This window comes from Geothermobacter hydrogeniphilus (assembly GCF_002898515.1).
In the GTDB taxonomy this organism is placed as follows: Bacteria; Desulfobacterota; Desulfuromonadia; order Desulfuromonadales; family Geothermobacteraceae; genus Geothermobacter_A.
In genome coordinates, this window is sequence record NZ_PPFX01000009.1 from 80195 (window position 1) to 103298 (window position 23104).

General features: G+C 57.1%; 25 protein-coding genes. 8 read left to right on the forward strand and 17 right to left on the reverse strand.

Annotated elements, in window-relative coordinates; genetic code table 11:
* Positions 1–37: 37 nt before the first annotated feature.
* On the reverse strand, positions 38–1111 hold the full coding sequence (pheA, locus tag C2E25_RS05890) for a prephenate dehydratase (protein ID WP_103114847.1): 1074 nt from the start codon (positions 1109–1111) through the stop codon (positions 38–40).
* A 367-nt stretch (positions 1112–1478) separates the two neighbouring features.
* Here pheA and C2E25_RS05895 point away from each other — a divergent pair, with 367 nt between their 5' ends.
* Entirely contained in the window at positions 1479–2675 is a 1197-nt protein-coding gene (locus tag C2E25_RS05895; protein ID WP_103114848.1) for a pyridoxal phosphate-dependent aminotransferase, read from the forward strand.
* Positions 2676–2765: 90 nt separating this feature from the next.
* A complete protein-coding gene (locus C2E25_RS05900; RefSeq protein ID WP_103114849.1) occupies positions 2766–3182 on the forward strand; it encodes a bacteriohemerythrin in 417 nt (138 codons plus the stop codon).
* Here C2E25_RS05900 and recJ read toward each other — a convergent pair.
* The 14 genes from recJ to C2E25_RS05970 all read right to left on the reverse strand — a co-directional run bounded on the left by recJ (position 3167) and on the right by C2E25_RS05970 (position 18347).
* Positions 3167–4897: a single-stranded-DNA-specific exonuclease RecJ gene (gene recJ, locus C2E25_RS05905; RefSeq protein WP_103114850.1), complete on the reverse strand. Its 1731-nt coding sequence runs from the start codon at positions 4895–4897 to the stop codon at positions 3167–3169. The genes C2E25_RS05900 and recJ overlap by 16 nt on opposite strands.
* Positions 4894–5745, reverse strand: a complete 852-nt coding sequence (locus C2E25_RS05910; RefSeq protein WP_158247154.1) for a right-handed parallel beta-helix repeat-containing protein — start codon at positions 5743–5745, stop codon at positions 4894–4896. Before C2E25_RS05910 ends, recJ begins: the two co-directional genes overlap by 4 nt.
* A 90-nt stretch (positions 5746–5835) precedes the next feature.
* On the reverse strand, positions 5836–6432 hold the full coding sequence (locus C2E25_RS05915; protein ID WP_103114852.1) for a tetratricopeptide repeat protein: 597 nt from the start codon (positions 6430–6432) through the stop codon (positions 5836–5838).
* Positions 6432–7364 (reverse strand): protein translocase subunit SecF, encoded by a 933-nt coding sequence (gene secF, locus C2E25_RS05920; RefSeq protein ID WP_103114853.1) that lies wholly within the window; start codon positions 7362–7364, stop codon positions 6432–6434. The genes C2E25_RS05915 and secF overlap by 1 nt, the downstream gene beginning before the upstream one ends.
* A gap of 10 nt (positions 7365–7374) precedes the next feature.
* Positions 7375–8973, reverse strand: a complete 1599-nt coding sequence (secD, locus tag C2E25_RS05925) for a protein translocase subunit SecD (RefSeq protein WP_103114854.1) — start codon at positions 8971–8973, stop codon at positions 7375–7377.
* Positions 8974–9061: 88 nt separating this feature from the next.
* On the reverse strand, positions 9062–9391 hold the full coding sequence (gene yajC, locus C2E25_RS05930) for a preprotein translocase subunit YajC (RefSeq protein WP_085009788.1): 330 nt from the start codon (positions 9389–9391) through the stop codon (positions 9062–9064).
* A gap of 54 nt (positions 9392–9445) precedes the next feature.
* On the reverse strand, positions 9446–10573 hold the full coding sequence (gene tgt, locus C2E25_RS05935) for a tRNA guanosine(34) transglycosylase Tgt (RefSeq protein ID WP_420094618.1): 1128 nt from the start codon (positions 10571–10573) through the stop codon (positions 9446–9448).
* Positions 10574–10590: 17 nt separating this feature from the next.
* On the reverse strand, positions 10591–11622 hold the full coding sequence (gene queA, locus C2E25_RS05940; RefSeq protein ID WP_103114856.1) for a tRNA preQ1(34) S-adenosylmethionine ribosyltransferase-isomerase QueA: 1032 nt from the start codon (positions 11620–11622) through the stop codon (positions 10591–10593).
* Positions 11623–11953: 331 nt separating this feature from the next.
* Positions 11954–12955, reverse strand: coding sequence for a methyltransferase (locus C2E25_RS05945; RefSeq protein ID WP_103114857.1), 1002 nt, complete (start codon positions 12953–12955; stop codon positions 11954–11956).
* A gap of 206 nt (positions 12956–13161) precedes the next feature.
* On the reverse strand, positions 13162–13773 hold the full coding sequence (locus C2E25_RS05950) for a hypothetical protein (RefSeq protein ID WP_103114858.1): 612 nt from the start codon (positions 13771–13773) through the stop codon (positions 13162–13164).
* A 78-nt stretch (positions 13774–13851) separates the two neighbouring features.
* On the reverse strand, positions 13852–14382 hold the full coding sequence (locus C2E25_RS05955; protein ID WP_103114859.1) for a PaaI family thioesterase: 531 nt from the start codon (positions 14380–14382) through the stop codon (positions 13852–13854).
* Between the two features lie 518 nt (positions 14383–14900).
* On the reverse strand, positions 14901–15815 hold the full coding sequence (locus C2E25_RS05960) for a cation diffusion facilitator family transporter (RefSeq protein ID WP_103114860.1): 915 nt from the start codon (positions 15813–15815) through the stop codon (positions 14901–14903).
* The gene (locus C2E25_RS05965) at positions 15784–16785 is read right to left on the reverse strand and encodes a transposase (protein ID WP_233189353.1); all 1002 of its coding nucleotides are present in this window, start codon (positions 16783–16785) and stop codon (positions 15784–15786) included. Before C2E25_RS05965 ends, C2E25_RS05960 begins: the two co-directional genes overlap by 32 nt.
* Positions 16786–16952: 167 nt before the next feature.
* A complete protein-coding gene (locus tag C2E25_RS05970) occupies positions 16953–18347 on the reverse strand; it encodes a PLP-dependent aminotransferase family protein (RefSeq protein WP_103114870.1) in 1395 nt (464 codons plus the stop codon).
* A gap of 135 nt (positions 18348–18482) precedes the next feature.
* Between C2E25_RS05970 and C2E25_RS05975 the strand changes: the two genes are divergently transcribed.
* The 5 genes from C2E25_RS05975 to C2E25_RS05990 all read left to right on the forward strand — a co-directional run bounded on the left by C2E25_RS05975 (position 18483) and on the right by C2E25_RS05990 (position 20340).
* Positions 18483–18854 carry a pyridoxamine 5'-phosphate oxidase family protein gene (locus tag C2E25_RS05975; RefSeq protein ID WP_103114861.1) on the forward strand — a complete coding sequence of 124 codons (372 nt, stop codon included), beginning with the start codon at positions 18483–18485 and terminating at the stop codon, positions 18852–18854.
* Positions 18855–18893: 39 nt separating this feature from the next.
* Positions 18894–19070: a MarR family transcriptional regulator gene (locus tag C2E25_RS05980; protein ID WP_103114862.1), complete on the forward strand. Its 177-nt coding sequence runs from the start codon at positions 18894–18896 to the stop codon at positions 19068–19070.
* A 265-nt stretch (positions 19071–19335) separates the two neighbouring features.
* Positions 19336–19767: an AzlC family ABC transporter permease gene (locus C2E25_RS17790; RefSeq protein ID WP_233189354.1), complete on the forward strand. Its 432-nt coding sequence runs from the start codon at positions 19336–19338 to the stop codon at positions 19765–19767.
* Positions 19767–20045 (forward strand): hypothetical protein, encoded by a 279-nt coding sequence (locus C2E25_RS17795; protein WP_233189355.1) that lies wholly within the window; start codon positions 19767–19769, stop codon positions 20043–20045. Before C2E25_RS17790 ends, C2E25_RS17795 begins: the two co-directional genes overlap by 1 nt.
* Entirely contained in the window at positions 20029–20340 is a 312-nt protein-coding gene (locus C2E25_RS05990; RefSeq protein WP_103114863.1) for an AzlD family protein, read from the forward strand. The genes C2E25_RS17795 and C2E25_RS05990 overlap by 17 nt, the downstream gene beginning before the upstream one ends.
* A gap of 106 nt (positions 20341–20446) precedes the next feature.
* Here C2E25_RS05990 and C2E25_RS18080 read toward each other — a convergent pair whose 3' ends face one another.
* Positions 20447–20578 carry a helix-turn-helix domain-containing protein gene (locus tag C2E25_RS18080; RefSeq protein WP_103114864.1) on the reverse strand — a complete coding sequence of 44 codons (132 nt, stop codon included), beginning with the start codon at positions 20576–20578 and terminating at the stop codon, positions 20447–20449.
* A gap of 415 nt (positions 20579–20993) precedes the next feature.
* Here C2E25_RS18080 and C2E25_RS06000 point away from each other — a divergent pair, with 415 nt between their 5' ends.
* On the forward strand, positions 20994–22160 hold the full coding sequence (locus tag C2E25_RS06000; RefSeq protein WP_103114865.1) for a helix-turn-helix domain-containing protein: 1167 nt from the start codon (positions 20994–20996) through the stop codon (positions 22158–22160).
* A 65-nt stretch (positions 22161–22225) separates the two neighbouring features.
* Here C2E25_RS06000 and C2E25_RS06005 read toward each other — a convergent pair whose 3' ends face one another.
* Complete coding sequence (locus C2E25_RS06005) at positions 22226–22942, reverse strand: hypothetical protein (protein WP_103114866.1); 717 nt, start codon at positions 22940–22942, stop codon at positions 22226–22228.
* Positions 22943–23104: the final 162 nt, after the last annotated feature.

Below are 23104 nucleotides of genomic sequence, written 5' to 3' on the forward strand. Positions count from 1 at the left end.
TGTCCTTGAATCAGCCTGCGGGTAAATCGGCGGCGGGTCAGCGTACGCGCGGATAGGAACCGAGCACCTTGAGAAACTGGCAGTACTGGCGCAGGTCTTCGACCGCCTCGCGGATAACAGCGTCTTCGATATGCCCTTCGAGGTCGAGGAAGAAGATGTATTCCCAGGCCTTTTTACGCAATGGGCGACTCTCGATTTTGCACAGGTTGATGCCGCGGCTGCTGAAGGGCTCCAGCATCCGGTAGAGAATACCCGCTTCATCCTTGACGCTGAACATGATCGAGGTTTTGTCGTTGCCGCTGCGAGACGGCGTATTTCGGCCGACAACCAGGAAACGGGTAAAATTGTTCGGATTATCCTCGATCTTGTGCTTCGCGACCTTGAGGCCGTAAAGGCTGCCGGCCTGCTTACTGGCGATGGCCGCCGCGCTCTCGTCATCAGCCACCAGCTGCGCCGCGAGGGCGGTACTGGCGACATCGACCAGGGGAACATGTGGCAGGTTTTCCTCCAGCCACTCCCGACACTGGGCCAGCGCCTGCGGATGGGAGATCACCTTGCGTACTGCCGCCAGATCACCACTGACCGACAGCAGGTCATGGGAAATCTCCAGCAGAATCTCGGCGATGATCTTCAGATCCGATTCGAAAAACATATCGAGGGTATGGTTGACAATTCCCTCGTTGGAATTCTCCACCGGCACCACGCCATAGTTGGCCCGGTCGCGCGCCACCTCGTCAAAGACAGCGGGAATGCTTTTCTGTGGCACCAGTCTCGCCGACTGGCCGAACTGCTGCATGGTCGCGACGTGGGTGAAGGTTGCCTGGGGACCGAGAAAAGCGACCTTCAGCGGTTCCTCCAGGGAAAGCGAGGCCGAGATGATCTCCCGGAACACCCGCCGTACTCCATCATCGGGAAAGGGGCCGGGATTGTCATGAATCAGCCGGTCGTAAATCGCCTTCTCGCGACTCGGCACATAGAAATCACCCCGGGCGCCCTGCTTGGCCTTGCCGACCTCGACAACGATGCGGGCCCGGCGATTGAGCAGATCGAGGATCTGGTCATCGATGACGTCGATCCGGCGGCGGAATTCCTTGAGCTTGTCCTCAGTCACACCCGGCTCCTTAAGAGGGCCGCCATCCGAATTTTCCAGGCAGGCCCCCCGGCTTGAATAGTACCTGAATCAGCGAATCCCTTGTCGGCGTACAGCACAAGTCATTGACCTGCCTGAGCTTCCCAAAAATCACCAGCGAACCTATGGGTGCGCTTCAGATTTTTGGAAATCCCATCCAGGCCAAGCACTTGCACTCTTCATCCAACAGGAACTCACGGATTCAGGTAGGATCGAAACCTTAGCCGATTGGCCGGAAAAAATCAATTGTTCCGCTTGCATCAGGGCGCCTTCGACCGTTAAACTACGGCACGATTTTGCAACCCGCGACAGCCGTCCGCTCACCGGCCGGTGCCCGACAGGAGACATTATGCCGATTTCAGAGAAAATCCAGACCTTTATCGATCGTTCTTCGTGGATCCGCCGGATGTTCGAGGAAGGCGCCCGACTGCGCGAAATCCACGGTGACGATCAGGTTTTCGACTTCACTCTCGGCAACCCGACTGTCGAGCCCCCGCCGCGCTTCAACGAGCAGCTGCGCCGGATGGCCGCCCATCCCGAACCGGGCATGCACCGTTATATGAACAATGCCGGCTACGATCGGACCCGCGCCGCGGTCGCCGAGCGGCTGAGCCGAACCAGCGGCCTGAAGGTCGATGCCGGCCAGGTGATCATGACCTGCGGCGCCGGCGGCGCCCTGAACGTGGTTCTCAAGACGCTGCTCAATCCCGGCGACGAAGTCATCATCCTGACCCCCTATTTCGTCGAGTACAAGTTCTACATCGACAACCACGGCGGCATCGCGCGCGAGGTCTGGACCCGGCGCGAGGACTTCCAGCTCGACCTCGACGCCATCGAGGCGGCGATTTCCGAAAAAACCTGCGCCCTGATCATCAACTCACCCAACAATCCGACCGGGGTCATCTATCCGGAAGCGGACCTGCGGCGGCTCGACGCCCTGCTCAAGCGCCGCCAACAGGAAACCGGACGCGCGGTGGTGGTGATTTCCGATGAGCCCTACGCCCGCATCGCCTACCAGGGACAGCAGGTTCCCAGCCTTTTCGCCTGCGTCGACAACGCGGTGATCGTCACCTCGCATTCAAAGGACCTGGCGCTGCCGGGAGAACGGATCGGCTACCTCGCGGCCAGCCCGAAGCTGCAGGACAGCAGTCTGTTCATGGCCGGCGCCGTGTTCTGCAACCGGGTTCTCGGCTTCGTCAACGCCCCGGCCATGGCCCAGCGGCTGGTCGCCGATCTGCAGGACGAAAGCGTCGCCATCACTCCCTACCAGGAAAAACGGGACCTGCTGTTCGACCACCTGACAAGCCTCGGTTTCAAAATGGTGAAACCGGGCGGCGCTTTCTACCTCTTCCCCCGCTCCCCGATCGAGGATGACGTCGCTTTCGTCACCCGCGCCCAGCAGCACAATATCCTGCTGGTGCCCGGCAGCGGCTTCGGCGCTCCCGGCTATTTCCGCATCGCCTACTGCGTCGAGCGGGAGGTCATTGAACGCAGTCTTCCCGCCTGGAACAGGCTGGCCGCTGACCTGGGCCTGCAACCGGGCTGATTCAAGGGTAAACTCCCCTTCCCTCCCGGACGATAAGAGCGGCAGGGGCCGGTCGGGCGACCGGCCCCGTTGCCAACCGGGAGCGGGACCATGGAACTGAACCTCTACTGGACCAGGGAACTGAGCGTGGGGGTCGACCAGATCGACGCGCAGCACCGGGAACTGTTCGACCATGTCAACCAGTTGCTCAGTGCCTGCCTGGCGGACAAGGGCAGCGCCGCGCAGTCTGAACAGATGCTCACCTTTCTGCATAACTACGCCAATGAGCATTTCCGCGCCGAAGAGGCGCTGATGGAGGAGCATCACTACCAGGCACTGGAGATGCACCGACGCCAGCATCTGGGATTCTGCCGCAGGTTGCAGCAGCTCGAAAGGCGGCTGCTCGACAATCCCGCCAAGCAGGAACTGGCCGCCGAAATCAACGAGATGGTGATCGACTGGCTTTACGAGCACATCTGCATGGAAGACCGGGCGCTGGGAAACTTTATCCGTCAGGCTTCTGCCTGAGATGTCGCCGGGCGCAGGTCGCGCAGACGCAGCTGCACGCTGCGGCGCCCCTTCCACTCATTGATGCCGGGGGTGAACAGGAGGTCACAAGGGCCGCAGAACTCCTCGATCCGCTCGGCCATCCTGAAGGCAATGCAGTTGCAGCTGTAGCCACCCTGGCGGGCGACGCAGCGCAGGTGGCTGCCGTCCCCGATCGCCTCCACCCGGTGGAGATCGACATTGCGGGCCAGCAGCACCGGCTCCGGGTTGCCCATGCCGAACGGAGCCAGCGATTCCAATTCGGCCACAAGCTCCATGCCCAACTCATCGAGACCGATTTCCCCTTCGTAGAGCAGGGTCGGCATCAGGTCTTCCATGGTCAAAACACAGCGGACCCGGGCCTCGAAACGCTCGCTGAACGCATCGAGACGATCCGCCGCGATACTGAAACCAGCGGCATATTCATGACCGCCGAAACCGAGCAGGTCATCGGCACAGGCCTGCAGGCCATGATAGAGGTGAAACCCGCGCACCGACCGCCCCGACCCTTTGCCGTTCTCTTCATCCAGAGCGATCAGCAGGGTCGGTCGACCATAGCGTTCCACCAGCCGGCTGGCGACGATGCCGATCACTCCGGAATGCCAGGTCGGATCGGCCAGCACGATGGAAAACCGTTCCTCGGCATCCTCCAGTTGCGCCACCGCGTCGGCAAAGGTGGTCTGTTCGATCTGCTGACGCTGCTGGTTGAAATCATCAAGCTGTTCGGCCAGTTCCCGCGCGCGGTCGGCATCGTCGGTCAGCAGCAACTCGACGCCGAGCGCGGCATCTTCCAACCGTCCGGCGGCATTGAGCCGCGGCGCCAACCGGAAACCGACCGCCCCGGCGGACACCTCGCGCACCCCGGCCACATCCTTGAGCGCCCGGATACCGGGCCTCGGCCCCTGATCGAGACGTTGCAGACCGCTCCGGACCAGGGTCCGGTTGAGACCGGTCAACGGTACCAGGTCGGCCACCGTACCGAGCGCGACCAGGTCGAGTTGCTGCCGCAGGTCCGGCTCCGGCCGCTGCGCGAACCAGCCCCGTTCACGCAACGCTTTGCGCAACGCCACCAGCAGCATAAAAGCGACCCCGACGCCGCACAGGTTCCGGTCGGGAAATGAGCAGCCGGGCTGATGGGGATTGACCAGGGCCAGGGCGCGCGGCAGGGAATCCGGGGGTTGATGGTGATCGGTGATGATCAGGTCGAGACCGAGCTCGGCCGCCAGTTCCGCCTCGGCATGGGCGGAGATGCCGCAATCAACCGACACCACAACCCGGGCGTCGTTCCCGGCAGCGGACCTGAGAGCCTCGGCCGAAAGTCCGTAGCCATCCTTCAGCCGCAGCGGGATATGATATTCAACCCGACCGCCGAACGATTGCAGGGTCTGCGTCAGCAGGGCGGTCCCGGTGATGCCGTCGACATCATAATCACCGTGCACGCTGATCAGCTGCTGCTGTTCGATCGCCATGACCAGACGCTCGACCGCGGTACCGACGCCCTTAAGCAGGAATGGATCGGGAAGGTTGCTGAGCCGGGCCTGCAGAAACAGTCGGCCCTCTTCGGGGGTTTCGACACTGCGGGCGGCCAGCACCCGGGCCGCCCAGGGAGAAACCCCCAGTTCACGACCGAGGGTTTCCACCAGATCCCTGTCGAATTCGCGTCGCAGGCTCCAGCGCCGACTGTCGACCGGCTTCATCTCGGCCCCACCCCCGCGACGGGAGATTCACGCAACGGTCGTAACAGAACCCGGCCGAGCAGGTCATCCCGTTCCCGGTCGTAGATCCGCGGCGAAACCTGCCTGACATCGGTCGTTCCCCACCAGTTACCGCCGAACTGAATATCTTCCGGGACCTCCTCGCCGAGAACCACATCATAATCCCGGTTAGCGATAAAACTGTTGTTCTCGATCCGCAAGTCCCGGGGGTGGGCCGTGATGAACAACCCGCGGCGATTGTTGCTGATCTGGTTATTGCGGATGACCGGAGCGCCGAAATGAAAACGGATGCCGGTGTCGTTGTCGACAATCCGGTTGTGATCAATGAGAATATTGCTGGAATGAAAACGGATGGCCACCAGGTTGCCGCTGAAGACGGAATCCTCGATGGATGCGGTCGATTCCTGAATATGCAGGGCACTGTCGGCACCGCTGAAAACGGCGTGGCGGATACGGGTCGAAGGGCTGCTGCTGATGTTGATCCCCCCCCAGCTGCCGGCCGGGGCATCAGCCACGGACGCGCGAAAGCGGATCGGGCGGGAGGCTGTCCCTTCGGCCCGGAAGTCACCACGGATCACCAGTTCACTGCCGGGGAAATGGGGATGGTCCCGCCAGCGGTCGAGTTCCGGGGGCGCGGGATGAAAAACGATGTCACTGCCGGGGGCGATCACCAGACTGCTGCCGGCAACCAGCTCGACATCACCGAAGATATCGATCCGGCCCCGCCAGTACTGTTCACCGGCCAGCCGGCCACCGTCAATACGCTTCACCGAAGGCAGGCAACCGGTACAGATCACTGCCAGAAACAGAACCGCCAGAAGCAGGCGCACAGATACACCGGATGGTCCGTTTGAAGGTATGTCCGGCTTGATCATGAGAGGACCCGGTTAAACGGCCGGGATGGCTCCCGGCCGTGTGACCTACTTTGCCCCCTCAGCATTCGGCTGGGGAATCGGCGGATGGGATTTGAGGACTTCCATATCCCGGCGAACCTGGTCGGCGCCCTGGCCGGTGGGGTTCAGGTCGAGGAATTTCTGCCAGGCCTCGATGGCCTTGGGGAAATCCTTGAGATCATACCGATAGACGACCCCGAGGTTGTAATAGCTCTGGGAATGGTTGGGGTCGATGGCGGTCGCCTTCTCGAAATTATCGATGGCGCGATCGTACCAGCCGAGCTGGCGGAACATGATGCCCTGGTCGGTCAGGACATTGGGGTCGTTACCGTCGATTTCGAGGGCCTTGCCGTAGGCTTCGATCGCCTTCATCGGCTGCTGGGTGTCGAAATAGGTGTTGCCGAGCTGCACCCAGGCGTTACGGTTGGCGGGATCCTTGGCCACCACAGCTTCGAGCATCTTGATGTTCTGCCCCTGGTTGACCACCGGAGCGGAAGCCGGCGGCGGCGCGTTGCCCACCGAACGCTGCCTGCCGCGTCCGCCGATGTTGCTGCCGATCACTCCCACCAGAATGCCGATCACCAGCGCCACCCCCATCAGGATGATAGTTTCCTTGTTTTTCATCAGGCATTTCCTTTGGCCGCGGCCTTGCCCTGTTTCGACTTCTTATAGTCCTGCCAGAAAATCAGCAGCGGACTGGCGACAAAGATCGAGGAATAGGTACCGATCAGCACCCCGACCAGCAGGGCGAAGGCGAAGTTGTGGATGACACCGCCGCCGAAGACAAACAGGGCGGCCACCACCAGCAGGGTGGTGCCGGAGGTGAGAATGGTCCGCGACAGGGTCTCGTTGATGCTGCGATTGACAATCACCGGGAAGGGTTCCTTGTTGTAGCGGCCCATGTTCTCCCGAATCCGGTCATAGACGATGATGGTGTCATTGAGCGAATAACCGATGATCGCCAGAAAAGCGGCGATAATCGGCAGGTCGATCTCCTTGCCGAAAACCGAAAAGGCACCGAGGGTGATCATCACGTCATGCACCAGTGCCAGCACCGCCCCGACGGCGAAGCGGAATTCGAAGCGCAGAGTGATGTAGATCAGGATCGCCACCATGGCGAAAAGCACCGCCTTGAAGCCTTTTTCACGCAGATCCTTGCCGACCTGGGGGCCGACCATTTCAACCCTGCGGACCTCCGCCTTGCCGGCACCGTAACTGGCCTCAAGAGCCTGCTCGACCCGGTGGCCAAGTCCCTTGAGTTCACTGCTGACGGCCTGCGCGCGGACCAGAAATTCATTGGCGTCGTCACCGAACTGCTGCACGCTCATGTTGCCGAGACCGAGGTCTTTCAGGGCATCCTTGATATCAGACGCGTTGGTCGTCTGCTGGAACTTGATCTGCACCAGGCTTCCGCCGACAAAGTCGATACCGTAATTCGGTCCGCCCTTGACAACCAGCGAGACCAGACCGATCAGGATCAGGATGACCGAAAAACCGATCGCCAGCTTGCGACGGCCGACAAATTCAAAATTGACATCAGGTTTGATCAGTTGCATCGCCGCCTCCTCAGATTCTCAGGCGCTTGACCTGGCGGCGGTCAAGGAAATAGTCAAATATGAGCCGGGTCACGAAAATGGCTGTGAACATCGACGCCAGGATGCCGACCGACAGGGTCACGGCAAAACCCTTGACCGGGCCGGTGCCGAACTGGAACAGCACCAGTGCGGCGATCAGGGTGGTGATGTTGGCGTCGACAATGGTCATGAAGGCCTTGCCGTAACCGAGGTCGATGGCGTTGCGGGCGCTCTTTCCGAGCCGCAGCTCTTCACGGATGCGCTCAAAGATCAGCACGTTGGCATCGACCGCCATGCCCACGGTCAGGACGATACCGGCGATTCCCGGCAGCGTCAGGGTGGCGCCGAACAGACTGAGCATGGCGAGAATGAAGACCAGGTTGAGTATCAGGGCGATATTGGCCACCAGTCCCGAGAGGGAATAGTAGATCAGCATCGACAGCACCACCAGGATACCGCCGATGACAACCGAACGGATGCCCTTGCTGATCGAATCGTGACCGAGGGACGGACCGACGGTACGGTCTTCCAGGATCTTGACCGGCGCCGGCAGGGAACCGGCCCGCAGGATGATCGCCAGGTCAGTGGCCTCCTGCGAGGTGAAAGAACCGCTGATCTGGGCACTGCCGCCGGAGATCCGTTCTCGAATCACCGGGGCCGAGTAGACGGTATCGTCGAGGACGATCGCCATCCGCTTGCCGACATTGGCGGCAGTCACCTGGTCGAAACGCTTGGCACCGACGGCGTTGAAATCGATGGCGACATAGGGCTCGTTGAAACGGCTGTCGATACGCACCTGGGCGTTGGAAAGCAGATCACCGGTCATGATGGTTTTGCTCTTGACCACAATCGGGATTTCGGTCACCGCACCGGTCCGCTTGTTGACCTGTCGTTCGTAAAGCAGCTCGGTACCGGGCGGCAGCTTGCCCTTGACCGCGTCCTGGGGGTCAACGTTTTCCGCCACCATCTTGAACTCAAGACGGGCGGTCTTGCCGAGCAGAGCGATGGCCCGCTGCGGATCCTTGATGCCGGGCAGCTGGATGAGGATGCGGTTGCCGCTCTGCATCTGCAGGGTCGGTTCGGAGACACCGAACTGGTCAACCCGATTGCGCAGGGTTTCCAGGGCCTGCCGGACAGCATAGTCGCGGATCCGTTCGATCTCGCTGTTGCTCAAACGATAATGTTTCTGAATGTAACCGCCGCTGTCACTGAGGGTCATCGGCTCCAGGGTCGGAAACCGGTCCGCCATCAGCGCATCGACCTGCTTGCCGGCCTCATCGTCGTAGACGGTGATCGCCAGGCGCTCTCCGGGCTTCCGTTCAACCCGCTTGAAGACGATATCCTTTTCCCGCAGCAGGTTTTCAACCTGGTCGGCAATACTGTCGAGCCGGCTGTCAACCGCCTTGTCGACATCGACACCGAGCACCAGATGCATCCCACCCTGCAGGTCAAGACCGCGCCGAATGGGATCAAAGCTCTTGCGCCACCAGTCGGGCAGACTGTCACCGAAGAAGGTCGGTGCGAGAGACGCCGCCGCGAGCAGCAGACAGACCAGGACCAGCAGGCCCCGCCATTTCAGACTCCTGGACATAGCAGAAGGAACTCCTTTCAAAATTGCTGGCCGGACCCAACCCCGCGGCGGGCTCGGCGATGCACATCAATGCGCAGGCAGGGTCGTCCTAGTTGCCGGGATTCTGTCCGGGAGCGGCGACAATGGAGCTGCGGTTGAACTTGACCTTGACACCGGTGGCGATCTCCACCGTGACGATATCGTCCTGCAGGCCGGCAATACGACCATGCATCCCGCCGGCGGTGGTCACCTGGTCGCCGACCTTGAGGCTTTCAACCAGCTGCTTGTGCTGTTTGGCCCTTTTCTGCTGCGGACGGATGAGCAGGAAATAGAAGATGGCGAACATGATGACCAGCATGATGATCCCGCTGTAGGGGTTCTGCTGACCTGCGGCTCCTCCACCGTTGGTGGCCATGGCGTATGCGGTTGATGCAAACATTTCTTTTTCTCCTTGGTTGAATTGGTTCTCTGGTTGTAAGCCTTCAACCCGCCATCAGGCGGGTACCGTTTGTTCCCTTTGCGCGTAGAAATCGCGGCGAAAAGCCGTGAAGCTCCCCTGTTCGATCGCGGCTCTCGCCGCAGCCATTAAACTGAGATAATAGTGCAGGTTGTGGTGAGTATTCAATACCGATGACAGAATTTCGTTCGCCCGAAACAGATGACGCAGATAAGCGCGGCTGTAATGGCGGCACACATAGCAGTCACAGCGGGGATCAATCGGACTCTCGTCCTCCCGGTAACGGGCCTGCTTGATGCTCAGTTTTCCGCGACGGGTAAAGAGGACCCCGTTGCGCGCGTTGCGGGTCGGCATCACGCAGTCGAACATATCAACACCGCGGGCGATCCCTTCCACCAGGTTCTCCGGAGTGCCGACCCCCATGACGTAGCGCGGGGCATCTTCGGGCAGCAGCGGCAGGCTGTAATCCATCACCTCGTACATCAGCTCGGTCGACTCACCCACCGAAAGGCCGCCGAGTGCATAACCCTCGAAACCGATCTCCCGCAGCTCTTCGGCGCTCTGCCGGCGAAGATCCCGGTACATGCCGCCCTGGACGATGCCGAACAGCGCCGCGCCGTCATCAGGGCGACGCGCCTGCCTGCAGCGCCTGGCCCAGCGTCCGGAACGGGCTGTGGAGTCTACCACATATTCGCGCTCGGCGGGGTGCGGAATGCACTCGTCAAAAGCCATGATGATATCGGCACCGAGCGCCTCCTGGATGGCGATCGAACTCTCCGGGGTCAGCAGGTGCCGGCTGCCGTCGAGATGTGACTGGAAAGCGACTCCTTCTTCACTGATCTTGCGCAGCTCGCCGAGGCTGAAAACCTGGAAACCACCGCTGTCGGTCAGAATCGGCCCGGACCAGTGCATGAAGGCATGCAGTCCACCAAGACGCGCGATCAGATCGTGCCCCGGACGCAGGTAGAGGTGATAGGTGTTGCCGAGGATAATCTGCGCCCCGATCTCGTCGAGGGCCTCGGGCAGCATCCCCTTGACCGTCGCCTGGGTGCCGACCGGCATGAAAACCGGGGTTTCGATCACGCCACGGCGGGTGATCATACGGCCGCGTCGCGCTCCGCAGCCGGGATCACCGGCGAGAAGTTCAAAAGAGAATGGCTTCAAAGTCCTTTGCATCCCCGCTAAAGAATCAACATGCAATCGCCGTAACTGAAAAACCGGTAACCGTGCTGCACCGCCTGGCGATAGGCGGCGAGGACGAAATTGCGGCCGGCAAAGGCCGACACCAGCATCAGCAACGTCGATTTCGGCAGATGAAAATTGGTGACCAGGCCGTCAATGACCCGAAAACGGAAACCGGGGTAGATGAACAGGTCGCTCATACCGTCGCCGGCGGCAACCGTACCGTCAGCGGTAACCGCATGTTCCAGAGCCCGGGTGGTGGTGGTCCCCAGCGCGATGACCCGTCCCCCCGCGGCGCGGGTGCGGGCAATGGCATCGGCGGTCTGTCGCGGGATGGAATAAGCTTCGCTGTGCATCCGATGTTCGGCAATATTTTCACACCGCACCGGAAAAAAGGTACCGAGGCCGACGTGCAGGGTCAGGCTGCAGACCTCGACTCCCCGGCCCTTCAGCTGGTCAAGGATCTCGGGAGTGAAATGCAGCCCGGCGGTCGGCGCGGCGACCGCCCCTTCGGCCCGGGCAAAGACCGTCTGGTAACGTTCCGCGTCGGCGGGAAGCGCCTCGCGGCGGATATAGGGTGGCAGCGGGATCTTCCCCAACCGCTGCAGGGCATCGGAAAAGGATCCGTCGCAGTCGAAACGCAGCCGTTGCAGCGGAGCCTCCCCGCCATCGAGAATTTCGGCCCTGAGCCCCTCGCCGAGGTCCAGGCAAACTCCCGGCCGCGGGGTTCGCGAACACCTGGTCAGGCAGAGCCATTCGGGCGGTTCTGCCGACAGCTGCCGGACCAGGAACACCTCGATGCGGCCGCCACTCTGTTTGTTCCCCTGCAGACGGGCCGGGATGACCCGGGTGTCATTGAGGACCAGGCAGTCACCTGGACGGAAATAATCAACGATATCGGGGAATTGCTGGTGGCGGATGGCGGTGGCATTCCGGCTCAGAACCAGCAGCCGCGACCCGTCCCGTTGCGCGACGGGATGCTGGGCGATCTGCTCTTCGGGGAGTTGAAAATCGAAATCTTCCAGGCGCATGTTGATGACGGCTCGCTCCTCGGTCCGACAAGGGTAACACAGACCGGGATTCTTCATTTCCGGAACGGTTTTTCGATCCGGTCAAAAAACACGTCAATCAATCATACTTGCCGGGCAAAGTCAACGCCCTTGCCGGCGAAGCCGCGCCGATCCCCGGACCGTCCTTCCCGCTCCGGCAGGGAGAAGAAAATCGCGGCTAGTGTCCTGTGCGGTTCATTGTGAGTCATTCTGGTTGCTGTCAAGGCGTGTCGATGCAGGCCCAGCCTGCGTTAAGCCAAAGAGGCACAACACAGACAGCAGACTAAAGGGCCGGAATTAACCGCACTAGACACTAGGGTTTGACGGCCGCGAGAATGCCGACACCGTTCGGCAGCTCCAGCGGCAGCCGCTCAACCCGCATGAACCCGGCCTCGTTCAGCAGTTCCGTCAGCTCCGGTTCACTGTAGGCCTGCCCCTCCGGGGTGCCCAGCAGCATGTTGAGGGAAAACAGGGCCGGGAAGAGCGGACCCGTCCGGTCGGCCTGGAGGATAAACTCCTGCACCAGCAGCAACCCTCCCGGCTCCAGGGCGGCGGCGGTCTTCTGCAGCAGGCGGGCACAACCGCGCCTCCCCTCCCCGTGCAGAACGTGCGACAACCAGGCGACATCACAGCCCGCCGGAATCGGATCGGCCGTAAAATCCCCCGGCACGAAGTCGATACGCGACTTCATGTCAAACCGGGCCAGGGTCTTTTCGGCAAACGGCCGGGTGGTCGGCAGGTCGAAAATCGTGGCGCGTAGCTGCGGATTCCGCCGGCAGAAATGAATGGCGTAGGTTCCGGGTCCGCCGCCGAGATCGAGCAGTTGCTGCCGGCCTGAGAGGTCGATAGCGGCAGCAACGCGGGGAGCGAGCAGCATCGCCAGGTCGAACATGCCGAGCAGAAAGCTTTCCCGCTGCTCCTCGTCGGCATCGTGGGACACTCGCCCGCGAATCGGGCCTCCGGACATGACGGCCTCATCGAGGCGGGCCCAGCCGGACATCAGATGGTGATGGTGGGCGATGATGTGCCCCAGGTATTTCGGAGACGCCGGGTCCAGATAGCAGGCGGCAGAGGCGGTCATCACGTAGCGTTCAACATTTTTCTCCAGCAGTTGCATGGCCGTCAGGGCATCCAGCAGCATGACCAGGCCGCGCTCCGGAATCCCCTTCTCTTCCGCCAGTTCGGCGACGGTTCGCGGCTGCGCCGCCAGGGCCGGGAACAGCCCGAGTCTGACTCCCGCGTGCAGAGCGCAGGTGCTCCAGTAGCCGCCGGAGAGGGCCAGCAGTTCCGCCGGGTCCCAGTCAAAACTATCCATGTGGGCTCCTGTTGTGAAGGAAAAAAGGGGACCGAAAAGTGATGAATGATGCTTTCGCAAAAAAGTATCAAGAGTGTTGGCCAAGCAAAAAACGCCAGCAGCAAGGCGCGCGTTTGTCACGCAATGAGGCGTACTTACGTACGTCGAAGCAGCGAGGCAAGCGCAGCAACGCAGCTGCTGGTGAGTTTTTGCGACGCCATCATGATTCAGTTGTCGAACAGGTCGTCCGGTGAATCGGCCGTGACGAGCTTCTGCGCCTGTTCGGGACTCAGCACGGCAAAGGCATCCTTGACCGCCCGCAGGTGGCGAACCTTGAGATCCCCTTCCAGCTTGGCGATTTTGCGAACCAGCTGTTCCGCGGCATCCAGGCTCCAGTCGCCATCGAGCAGATCATCCAGGTCGAAACGGGCGATCTTGACCTCAGCGGCGGTGCGCAGGTTGTCGCGCCGGCAGTCCGCCTGGATCTGCTTCAGCCGTGCGACCTGATCCGGCTGCAGTCCGAGTTCCTCGATCCGGTCGAGGTAGAAGACCCGCCGCATCATGACGCGCATCTTCGCCGGCTGCATCGGCATCCTGCCGGTAAGCATGCAGGTCATCATGTCAAGCCGGGCAGCGAGCGATCCGGGCTGATGCCGGCAGGAAGAACACTGCATGCCGTGCATCGTCTTCTGCATCTTCATCTGCATCGACTTCATGTTCATCGAGGAATGATCCATCCCCGGCCCGCCATGGCCAGGACCCTCGTCAGCCAGGCCGGGACCGGCAAAAAGTGAAAGCAGAATGAGGCCGCTCAGGGCAAGAAAAAATTGTTTTTTCATGGGGTGCTCCTTTGTCGGTTACCGGGTTCAGGTGCATTGCTAAATGTAGCACATGATTTGCGGTTTGCAGGCTGCCCCTCACCCCGGCGCCTTTGAAGAGACCTCCGGTTGAATCGAAATCTCCTCCGGGACATCGTCCGGTGTAAACCAGTGATTTTTGATAAACTCGGCAGAAGTGAATTTTTCCAGTGGACGTTTGAGAAACTTTCCTTCCGCAGTGGCGGCCACGGTGCCGTCGGGCAGATAAAGCTCGCCGGTCCCCTCGAAAATTCGACCGTTGTTCCGGGTGATGCGACCCATGGCTTTCAGTTCGACATCATAGGGAACCGGTTTCTTGTACTTCACGTTCAGTTCGATGGTGACCCCGAAAGCCAGGGAGTCGGTGAGCGGCATGATCGCCCGACCGATAGTCTCGTCCAGAATTGCCGCGGTGATGCCGCCGTGGGTGATCTGCGGATAGCTCTGATGAACCTGACGCGGGGTGAAAACGGCAATGACCTCGTTCTCTTCCGTCACATGGAAACGGGTTTTAAGACCGAAGTCATTCTCAACCCCGCAAACCATGCAGCCGCGCGAAATATTCTGAGTTTGTTTGATTTTATACGTCATAGCCCTTTTTCCTCCGGGGTGATGGGGTGTGGATGGTGATGGAGATGCGTGCCGAGGGGATCACACCTGCCGGCCTCCGTTCGCGTAAACGGTAAATACCCAACGACCCCAAGAGTACATCAAAGCCCGGCCGGTTTAAAGACTGTTCATCCGTCGCCCTCCCCCCTCGGAGATCAACGAGACGATTCGCCGCGCAACAGCTTGAGGCCGGACCTCAACAATCCTTGCGACAATCCTGAACCCGGGTGGTCATGCCGGATGAAGAGTGCAGAGGCTTGATCTGAATCCTGAATCAGTGAGTTTCTGTTGGATGGAGAGTGCAAGTGCTTGGTCTGAATGAGCTTTGCAAAAATCTGAAGCGCACCCATAGGTTCGCTGGTGATTTTTGGGAAGCTCAGGCAGATCAATGACTTGTGCTATCCGCCGACAAGGAGCTCACTGATTCAGGTGAATGTGATTTCCAAAAATCTGAGGCGCACCCACAGGTTCGTCGGGGATTTTTGGAAAGTGCAGGCGGGTCAATGACTTGTGCTGTTTGCCGGCAATGAATTCACTGATTCAGGACAATGATCAACTTCAAACTCAAGCGTCGAATGAACGATGGAAAACCTCTGCACAAGTTCGGCCTTCAGGGCGGTCTTTATGGTTTCCGACCTGCCAAAATCATCGATGACCACATGAGCCTCCAGGGCATTTTTGTGTTCATCGAGTTGCCAGAGATGAACATGATGGACGTTTGAAACTCCCGCGACACGCGCCATGGCGTCGATCACGTCTTCAATAGAAATATCCTCTGGCGCACCTTCCATGAGGATATGAATGGTCCGGGGCAACAGCGTTGCGGCCTGATATAGCACATAACCGGCGATAAGCAGAGTCAGCGCGGTATCCGTCCAGTACCAGCCATAGAGCAAAATGAGACTGCCGGCGCCAATCACCCCGACGGAGGCCAGCACATCAGAAATATTGTGCAGGAAGGCGGCGCGGATGTTCATGCTGTGCTTCGACATGCTGTAAGTCAGTATCGCCGTGACCACATCGATCACCAAGGCAATACCAGCCACAATAACCACCGTCCACCCTTCAATGGCTTGCGGTTCATAAAGACGCCACAGCCCCTCATAGATCAGGTAGAGCCCCACAATCACCAGCGTGACGAGATTGATCAGCGCAGCGATGACCTCGGCCCGCTTGTAACCGAATGTCTTGAAATAGTCAGGTGGTTTTCTGCTGATCTTGCGTGCCGCCCAGGCAATCAACAGCGCCGCGGCATCACTGAAGTTATGCAGAGCATCGGCGATCAGCGCCAGACTGCCGGAGACGATGCCGCCGATCACCTGCGCCAGTGTCAACACCATGTTTATGGCGATGGCCCAGCCAAGACGGCGATCACCCATGGTGTCAATATCGTGATGGTGGTGATTGTCTCCCATATTCTCCCCACCCCTGGGGTCGGGGTTGCAAGTTGGCAAGATGGGCACTCAAGGTCTTCATCGCCTCAGCAACCCTGTTGTCCTGGTTGGCCCTTCCCTTCAATCGCTTGACCGCCGAGCTCAAAGTGCTGACATCCCGTGACAGCAGTGTTCCAAGTTCGGTCAGAGTTGCATCACTGAATTCTGTAACAGCCCAGGCGAGCATCGCCCGCACCGACGAAAGATGACGACTCTGGCTCGGACTCTTCAGTTCGCTGATGCCGCAGTCAAAGAAATCAGTGACCAACCCGACGACCGTTGGCAGATCGGGTGGGGTGACCGGAAGCTGATCGGCCCGGGTCAAGACATCGAGCAAAAACTGATCTTCACCGAAAATACGCGAATCCTTACTGCCCGCACCATGAAATTCCTTGCGATGCCCTTTTCCGGCCTCGCCGGCAACGAATTCGGAAAACTGGCTTCGGGCCGCAGAGGCCTTCGCTGACAACTGCGAAAGTACTGCGTCACAAGACAGCCAGGGGATGGGCTCCTGCCCCAAATAAGCGCGGTGACTGCTCCACCGATAGTCTTCGGGGGCCTGGACCATCCCCGCGCGGACAGGGTTCAGGTGAAGGTAGGCCACGAGCTGCAACAGATAGCTGTCTTGTTCGACAACGATGGCCTTGTAGCGCCCCTGGAAGAGGTGCCCGGTTTTCTGCGTGCGCCAATTGAACCAGCGCGTGTAACGACCAGAAAGGTTCTGCATGAATCGGGACAAGGGAATATCACCGACCTGGACGGCCAGGTGAACATGGTTGTCCATCAGGCAGTAGGCGAAGACGCGGCAGGAATAGCGTTCGAGCGCCTGCTGCAGTAAAAGATAAAAGCGATAACGATCCTGGTCACACGCGAAAACGGCATTTCCGCCATTGCCGCGCAGCATGACATGGTAGAGCGCACCGGGATAATGAATGCGGGGTTTTCGGGCCATGGTTTAAACCTTAATGCAAACTTGCCGACTTGCAAGCCTGACACCATTGATTTTCTCGCTAAAACAATCTGGCACCATAATTATATCCAGATCTGGCACTAACCTTAGTGCCAAACTCCCTGTATCTTTACTCAACAAATGGTCGTGGCTTTAGTTTAGTAGAAAGGTCAGTGACAAGCTTGAGCGAGCAGAGCGATCCCCTCTTTAATCTCAATTTCGGTCATGCCGCCGAATCCGAGCATTAATCTAACGGGAACCGATTTGCCGGAGGCGCAGGTCCAGGAGAATGGTAGCAGGCGAATTCCTTTTTGTTCAGCGCGACGGATGATTTCCGTTTCGCCACAGGTTGCACCAAGCAGTTGCAGAACAACATGGAGTCCTGCTCCTTGACCGTCAACAACTGCCAAAGTACCAAAATGTTCTTTGATAGCCCGGAGCGTCGTATCGTGTTTCTTTTTGTAGATGCTGCGCATCCGACGTATGTGCCGGTTCCAGTAGCCCTGCACCATAAATTTGGCGAGGGTTCTCTGCTCAAGCTGGGAGACGGAGGAAAAGTGGTTCTGAAAAAGCCTATAATAGCGAGCAAGTAACGAACGCGGCAGGACAATGTAGCTGACCCGTAGGGCGGGAGACAGAACCTTCGAGAAGGTTCCCATATAGATGATATTGCCGTGTGGTCTCAACCCTTGTAACGAAGGAATTGGTTTACTGCTGTAGCGAAGCTCACTGTCATAGTCGTCTTCGAGGATAAACTTATCGCCAGCCTCGGCCCATTCGATCAAATTCAGCCGGTTGGCGACCGGGATAACATACCCCATTGGCAACTGGTGCGAAGGGGTGACATAGGCAATACTGCTGTTGCCAGCCTTAAGAGCATCCAGATCGATCCCATCTGGTCGGACCGGAACCGGGTTGATTTTGTAGGAATGATTGCGAAAAACAGTGCTGGCCAGAGGGTAGCCGGGGTCTTCAACCGCCACTCTGGAATGATCCTCTTTCAGCACATTGGCAACGATATCGAGACTATGTTGCAGGCCGGCGGTAACAACAATCTGCTCTGGATCACAAACAACACCGCGTGACCGTTCTAGATAGTTTTGAATTGCGAAACGCAGTCCCAGTTCTCCCTGTGGGTCGCAATACTCGGACAGTTGTTGAGGATTTTCGCGGAGGCACTCAAGGAAGAATTTACGCCAAAGTCGATTGGGAAAGCTTTCCGGATCAAGGCGTGCAGGGTGGAAATCGTAGCGATAGGTCGGGGCTCTTTGCAGAGGTGGTGCCTGATTGTCCGGTTTGGACACTAAAGACCTTGGCGCAGATTCCTGATCGAGGGGCGACACAAAATAACCGCTGCGTGGCTTGCTGTAGATATAACCTTCTGCAAACAGCTCCTGATAAGCGCCATCGACGGTGTTACGGCTGACCGCAAGGTTGTTGGCCATATCCCGGACAGACGGCAGCTTGGAATCAGCGGGCAGAGAGCCCAAGAGAATATGTTCTCTCATCTGATTATAGAGCTGTTTAAACAGAGGAACAGGGGCATTGCTGTCCAGAAAAAACATAGCGTTTCCGATCATAACGGCTGCTTTTCAGCCTATATAGCGATAAACCAAGGCAATTATCGCACAGTCGATACAGAAAATCTGACTCTTTTGAATAGAGCTGAATAACAACACACGAAGTAGGAGGACATCACGATGATTCCAGAAAAATTACAAGAAATCATGAAAAAAGATGGCGTGGTCGCCATTGCAACTATAGGTGAAGACGGGCCACATATGGTCAATACCTGGAACAGCTACATTCGGGTTTCAGAGGATGATCGGTTGCTGATCCCCGCAGGCTATATGCACAAAACCGAGACCAACGTTGCCTATAATAATCAGGTATTGATTACCTTGGGTAGCAGCAAGGTGACCGGCAATAATGGGCCGGGCGCAGGCTTTCTGATTAAAGGTACGGCTGAATTCGTCACCGAGGGACCAGACTTTGATCTGCTAAAGTCAAAATTCAGTTGGTTACGCGCTACGCTCGCCGTCACCATCGATTCCGCTACCCAGACCTGGTAACTTGCTGACGACAGCAAAAAAACAATAAGGAGCATGGCAATGGATACGACAGAAAAAGTTTTAGAAATCATGCGAACCGAGGGCCAGCCTCTCAATGCTGGGAAAATTGCTGAACTCGGTGGCCTTGAGCGCAAGGCTGTCGACAAAGCAATGACGCAATTGAAAAAAGAAGAAAAGATTGTTTCTCCAAAGAGATGTTATTGGATACCTGCGTAGAGAACGCGCTTTTAAAATACCCAGATCAGCATCAGCACCGGTAAGAAAAAAACGGCTCAAGCAGATTCAAAAGGTTGGGCCGTCTGCCGAATTGAATCGTCCCTAGCTCAATAGACACTTTCGAATCTCGAAAGCCGTAAGTCGCGAAACAATTAAATCAAATCTGTATCCGTTGAAAAACATCAATTTTGCAACTGTTACTACTGAATATCTACTGCTATGCTCCACTGAAAACAACCTGCATTTTTTTGAATGAAGGACGCACGTGAAATCTGAATCGATTGCAGGAGCGAAAGCCAACCTGCCAGTAGCGGCCAGTGCCATGGCTTACGGAAGCGTGCTGGGTGTCCTCACCGCGCAGAAGGACTTGAGTTGGCTCGACATGGTCTATATGAACTCTGCGGTATTTGCCGGGGCAGCGCAATTTGTCATGGTTGACATGTGGTCAGGGCAACTACCGGTTATCGAAATGGCCTTGGCCGTACTGGTTATCAATTTGCGCTACCTGTTGATCGGTGCGTCATTGGAGCAGCTCTTTGTCGGCAGAAGTCTGTTGCACAAAATGTACATGATGCACTTGGTGGCAGATGAAAACTGGGCGGTGACTATCGCCGAACAGCGCAAAAGATCAGTCACAGTTGGTTTCTTCTCGGCGGCGGCATCTTTCTCTATCTGTCATGGAGTAGCGGCACCCTGATGGGGCTCCTTGGCGGTGGATTTATTACACGCCCCGAAGATTACGCCCTCGACTTTGCATTCACGGCAGTTTTTACCGCTCTGGCTGTTGGCTTGTGGCAGGGCAAAAAAGACATTCTCCCCTGGGTTGTAGCCGGAGGGGTTTCACTGCTGGCGCATCACTTTCTGCCCGGCAAGTGGTATATCGTTTTCGGTGGACTGGGTGGTGCCATCACGGCGATGCTTGGATCGGTCGAGGCGCTAGACGCCAAGGAGGCCGATCATGTTTCCAGCCATTGAGAATCAGGTTTTTCTGGCTGTGGGATTGGCCGCCATCGCGACCTATTCGTTACGACTCGGTGGCCTGCTGCTGGCTTCACGCTTTCCGAAGTCAGGGCGATTTCGAAAGGGAATGGACGCACTTCCCGGAGCGCTGTTGTTTTCATTGGTTGTCCCGACCATAGTCACAGAAGGTCTGTGGGGGGTGTTAGCTACTATTTTGACTGCGGCAGTCGTGCTGCGTTCGCACAATACGTTGGTGGCCATGCTTGTCGGTATGTTGGTGATCTATGTTGCCAGGCAATTTAAGCTGTAATGTTCAAGCGGGAAGCCTGACATTATCAAACCCCTTGATGTATCAAATCTTGTGACTTAACGGAGGCTGCTGCCCAGATACCGGAGCAGCCTCTAAGTTTTCAGTCCTATTGAACCTGTTTCTGGAAATCCATGTCCGCTTTCGCTGCCAACCTGTAAACTGTTGCTCTCGACACATTGAACTGCCGTGCTAGATCCTCCTTGCTAATGACCACACTTTCCAGCATCTCAAGTACCAACTTGCAAGCCTGACACCATTGGTTTTCTTGCCAACTTGCAAGCCTGACACCATTGGTTTGTTCAAGCCTGACACCATTGGTTTGTTAAGACCGGCCCCTGCAACAGTCTCCATAATGAGACTTTGGAGCCTCGATAGGTGTTTGGCGCGGAACAGAGTCCGCAGCCAGGGAGAATCCCAAGCCGGAAACTGGCGGTTCTCGAAGATCAGTCGCTTGTCAAAAAACGGGAAGAGCTATTTTCCTACGTTATCGGACGTCTTTACTCTTGACGGCCGGGGGCCTGATAGGTGTTAGCTGTTAAGTGCCAGCACATCGTAGACAAAAAAATGTGCCAGGACATCGTTTACAAAATAGTTCTCTGACAATCGAATAGCCACCCGTCATTCTTCTGAACATTTCCGCTACGGAGGTGTTCATGAAGGAAGAGGAAAAGCAACGTATCTTGGCCGTGAGGAGGTTTTTCGCAGGAGAAAAACCTGACAGTATCTGCTCCTCGCTTGGCCGATCTCGCCCTTGGCTTTACAAGTGGATCCGGCGGCATTCTGACCACGAAGATGGCTGGTTCAGCAGTTTGCCAAAAAGACCCGTTCACACTGCCAATCGCACACCGTTCGAGATTGAGGAGATTGTCAAACTGGTGCGCTTGAATCTGTACAACCAAGATCTGTTTTGCGGTGCGCAAGCCATTCGGTGGGAATTGGAAGACCTCGGCGTATCACCGCTGCCTTCACTGCGCACGATCAATCGGATTCTCAAACGCAATGATCTGACCCATCGCAGAACCGGCAAGTATGAGCCGAAAGGAACTCCTTACCCCAAACTTCCGTCGCTGTTGCCGAACCAGACCCATCAGATGGATATGGTCGGTCCATGTTATTTGACCGGTCCGATCCGTTTCTATGGGATCAATGTGATCGACACGGCAACTGCGCGCTGTGGGCTGCACTCCTCGCTATCCAAGTCCGGTCAAGACGTTCTGGACGGACTCTGGGCCATCTGGTTACGCCTGGGAATACCGGATAACCTCCAGGTTGATAACGCCATGTCTTTCCTTGGCAGCCCGAGGTTTCCGCGAGCAGTGAGCCAGTTTGTCCGTCTCTGCTTGCTGCATGACGTCGAACCTTGGTTTGTTCCCATGGCCGAACCTTGGCGCAATGGGATCATCGAGAAGTTCAATGATCATTACCAACAGAAGTTTCTCAGCAAGGTGACCATGACCACGACCGATGAACTGGCTGCCGGGACAATGACCTTTGAACTGAGGCACAACAGTTCCTACCGCTACAGTAAACTCGGCGGGAAGACACCCATCAAGGCGCTTTCTGCGAGCAAAGCAACTCTGAAGTTCCCGAATCCAGATGACAAACCCCAACTGCGGCTGGAGAAACCAGAAGCAGGCCGCTACCATTTTGTTCGTCTGATTCGCAGTGATCTCAGACTCAACATTCTCGGTGAACTGTTTCCCGTTCCACCGGAACTGAAGCTCGAATACGTGGTGGCTACTATCGATGTCAAAGAACAGAAGTTAAAGCTCTATCTGGGCAAAACCCAGGTCGATGAATTTGACTACAAAATCAGATAATACTGTCGCCGAGTCTACGATGTCCTGGCACTAAAAAGTGTCTACGATGTCGTGGCACTCAACAGTTAGCCACTAAATGGATTAGCTCTTGCCCATCGCATTACTGCTCGCTCTAGAATATCTAATTGTGGTTCTACAGAACGGTACCAGTGTCTACGAGCATCAGGAGGCATACAGCTAGCGGCAGCAAGAACTGCTCTTCTTTGCCAGTGTGGGTGTTCGAATAACGTACGCCACTGTGATTGAAACCAATGTCTCTGCTGTGAACGGCCCATAGCTAATATGAGCTTTCTCTTGCACGCCTGATCTGTTTCATGATTATATAAAGTCAAAAATTGATTCTCATTATCCCATTCTCTTGATTCAGTAAATAGGTAAATTATCCACATTCGATGGTACGGTAACTCGCTAACTATGGAGTCATTTAGCAATTCTAGACATCTACTGCCGAGCTCAGATCGCTGTTGTTCATTTAGATAGCGCAGACTGGACATGTACTTTATTACATCAATGAATGCCGGTGTTATAGACTCTAGGTTATCGAAAATATACTCTACAGCGCCATCATCACCAAGCTGGCCTAGTCGTCTCAGGCAAAATTTAATTACTGGTATATCTTGATCTTCTGATTCTGCCTCTTCGCGAAACAATTCGACAAGATTAAGCGTATTAATGAACTCTTGTTGTTCCTCATTTAGGTCATCGTAATCTATTTCCTCGTACCAACTTTCGATACCCAACTCTTCAAGAAACTCTTGAAAGCGGTCATGCAACGAATCCATTTCTCTATCCTGAATCAGTGAGTTAACAATAGTACCTCTATCCCTTGATCTTTGACAATTAGCTGATTTTACACGTGTTTTTATGCTACAATAGAGCCGCTTCGAATTTCACCCAAGGAGATTTTTTCGTGACGTTTCCGCGGTTCAAAATCGAGCAGTCCG